Source organism: Ectobacillus sp. (assembly GCF_056992975.1).
On the sequence record NZ_JBXKMX010000267.1, the window covers coordinates 1 to 3,156 of the forward strand.

Genomic DNA, 3,156 nt, shown 5'->3' on the forward strand with positions numbered 1-3,156 from the left:
GGATATCGTGTTTACGGTGTAGACATTTCTACCCAAATGATCGAATATGCAGATACTCGTACTCACCAGACCGAACTTTCATTTACACAAGCAGACATAGCAGCGCTGCCCTATGAAACCGAAACATTTGATGCAGTTGTTGCTATTAACTCACTGGAATGGGTAGAACGCCCGTTAGTTGTTCTACGTGAACTAAAGCGTGTCCTGAAACCGGAAGGATATATATGTGTGGCTATATTAGGTCCTACCGCTGCTCCGCGTGTAAATAGTTATCGTAGGTTATATGGGGAAAATGTCGTATGTAATACAATGATGCCATGGGAATTTGAAATGTTAGCAAAGGAAAATGGATTTTCGATTGTAGATGGGAAAGGTGTATATAAACGTGATGTGGATCAAGAGCTAATTGAGGATTTACCACATACACTTAAACAGGCGCTGTCATTTATGTGGATTACGATGTTAAAATATAATAAGGAGCATTAAAAAGGTAAATTGTGAAAGAAGACCAGTGGATCGTCCACTGGTCTTCTTCTAGTTCAATCTATTTTCTATTACTCGTGGCAATCGTGGGAAAATCCAGCAGGAGCAACTGCGTTTACTTTGTTAGCTGCAATGCGAACGAGACCCGGAAAACCGTTGAAATTTGATAGAAGTACGTTGCCATTTTGGAATCCTTCAAAAATGCCGCGTGCAGGACGACGAGCGTCATATTGCAACACTACTGGAGTTCCAGGACTGAGAGTACGTAAGAAGCGAGCGATACTGTTGTCATTGTTATAATTAGTGTTTGTGTTGTCGTAATTATTTCCATAACCGCAGCCGCCATTAAAACCATAACTCATTGTTCTTCACCCCCTTATCTACTGATATCCTATGCTTGTCTAGAAGAATCGGTGTACATAGCAACTGCGGATTTTTTATAAAAACTAGATTGGGAGGGTAACTTATTAAAAGACGAAAAGGGGGGATTTATACGAGGAAGCATAGCGTATGCATGTTGTATGTAATTATGAAAAATAACGAATATTTTACGAACAATAGATGATAATGTTCATTTTTTATCGGATGAAATGTGCGTATTTTCCTGAAAACTGATACAATAGACCGTAGAAAACAAGAGGAGTGAAGCTTGATGACAACCGTTTCTTCAGTGAAATCTGATATTGAAATTGCACAAGAAGCAAAAATGAAAGGCATATATGAAATAGCAGAACAATTAGATATAAAGGAAGAAGAAATAGAACCATATGGACACTATAAAGCGAAATTATCGCTTACTATATTAAAACGTCTGGAACAAAAGCCAGATGGGAAAGTTATTCTTGTAACAGCTATAAACCCAACCGCTGCGGGAGAAGGAAAATCAACGGTAACAGTAGGACTTGGGCAAGCGATGCATCATATTGGTAAAAAAGCAGTTATTGCACTTCGGGAACCTTCTCTAGGTCCGACGATGGGGATTAAGGGCGGAGCAGCAGGAGGTGGCTATTCACAAGTTGTTCCTATGGAGGATATTAATTTACACTTCACAGGTGATCTTCATGCCATTACTACTGCAAATAATGCGTTAGCTGCGTTGCTAGATAATCATATTCAACAAGGAAATGAACTTGAAATTGACACACGAAAAATTGTATGGAAACGTTGTGTAGATTTAAACGACCGTGCTCTTCGTAACGTAATCATCGGTCTTGGTGGACCAATGCAAGGAGTTCCACGTGAAGAAAGCTTTGACATTACAGTCGCTTCCGAAATTATGGCTGTTTTTTGCTTAGCAAAGGATCTTCATGATTTAAAGGACCGACTATCACATATTGTGGTAGCTTATAACAAACACAATGAGCCTGTTACAGTAAAAGATCTTGCTGTAGAAGGGGCACTAGCTTTACTATTAAAGGATGCAATTAAGCCAAATCTCGTGCAAACGTTAGAACATACTCCTGCCATTATACATGGAGGCCCATTTGCAAATATTGCCCACGGCTGTAATAGTATTCTTGCGACAAAAATGGCTGCAAAGCTTGGAGAATATGTGATTACCGAGGCTGGATTTGGTGCGGATCTAGGAGCGGAGAAATTTCTCAATATTAAAGCTAGAACAGCGGGAATTAAACCAGCTGCAGTTGTAATTGTTGCAACGATTCGTGCATTGAAAATGCACGGTGGTGTGAAAAAGGACCAGTTACATGAAGAAAATGTAGATGCACTTAAGCTTGGAATTGAAAATTTACATAAGCACATTGAAACGATCCAATCATTCGGGTTACCCTTTGTTATTGCAATGAATCGTTTTGTAACGGATACAGAAAATGAGCTTGCTTATCTTAAAGAATGGTGTAAACAGAATTCTTATGAAATAGCGTTAACAGAAGTATGGGAAAAAGGCGGAAAAGGAGGAATTGAGCTCGCTGAAAAGGTACTTCATATCATAGAAGAAAAGGAAAACCACTTTGCTCCTCTTTATGAGCTAATGCAACCACTAGAAGAAAAAATACGTACAGTTGCGCAAAAGGTGTATGGAGCAGATGATGTTCAATTTACATTGAAAGCAAAAAAACAACTTCAGCAATTTACGGAGCAAGGATGGAGTAACTTACCGATTTGCATGGCAAAGACTCAGTATTCCTTATCTGATGATCCAAGTAAACTTGGGCGCCCTGAACATTTCACTATCACTGTGCGGGAGTTAAAACCTTCCATTGGAGCAGGATTCATTGTAGCTCTCACAGGTTCAGTACTTACCATGCCAGGTCTTCCTAAGCAGCCTACTGCACTGAAAATGGATGTTGATGATAATGGGAAAGCGAGCGGGTTATTTTAATAATGGGCAAAAAGGACTGTTACAGCTATTATGCTATGCAGTCCTTTTGATTATTAAAGAGAGTCGTGTAGCATATACAATCATCCTATGGTACAATTCATACAGTTTGATACACTATGTTTTCTGGACAAAAATAGGATAAAGACGAACTTAGAATGATGCAAGGATATAGAAAAAGGAGAAATAAAATGATCGAGCAATTGAAACCGTTCATACAAAAAGCTTGGAAAAAAGCAAATTTCCAAGAAATGACGAATATACAACAAAGTATTATTCCATCCATACTAGAAGGAAAGGATGTAATTGCAGAATCTCCTACGGGGACAGGGAAG

Annotated in this window: 4 protein-coding genes; 3 read left to right on the forward strand and 1 reads right to left on the reverse strand. The window is 39.0% G+C overall.

All coding sequences use genetic code 11. From position 1 onward, the window contains the following. Window positions 1-486: class I SAM-dependent methyltransferase (locus AC11ZT_RS12305; protein WP_484059879.1), on the forward strand; the 486-nt coding region annotated here is incomplete at its 5' end. Between the two features lie 68 nt (window positions 487-554). Here AC11ZT_RS12305 and AC11ZT_RS12310 read toward each other — a convergent pair. After that, a complete protein-coding gene (locus tag AC11ZT_RS12310; protein WP_484059880.1) occupies window positions 555-845 on the reverse strand; it encodes a hypothetical protein in 291 nt (96 codons plus the stop codon). 290 nt (window positions 846-1,135) lie between these two features. On the opposite strand from AC11ZT_RS12310, the gene AC11ZT_RS12315 reads away from it, so the two are divergent. Together AC11ZT_RS12315 and AC11ZT_RS12320 are read left to right on the forward strand one after the other, a co-directional pair. Continuing rightward, window positions 1,136-2,824 carry a formate--tetrahydrofolate ligase gene (locus tag AC11ZT_RS12315; RefSeq protein ID WP_484059881.1) on the forward strand — a complete coding sequence of 563 codons (1,689 nt, stop codon included), beginning with the start codon at window positions 1,136-1,138 and terminating at the stop codon, window positions 2,822-2,824. Between the two features lie 188 nt (window positions 2,825-3,012). After that, window positions 3,013-3,156: DEAD/DEAH box helicase (locus AC11ZT_RS12320; protein ID WP_484059882.1), on the forward strand; the 144-nt coding region annotated here is incomplete at its 3' end.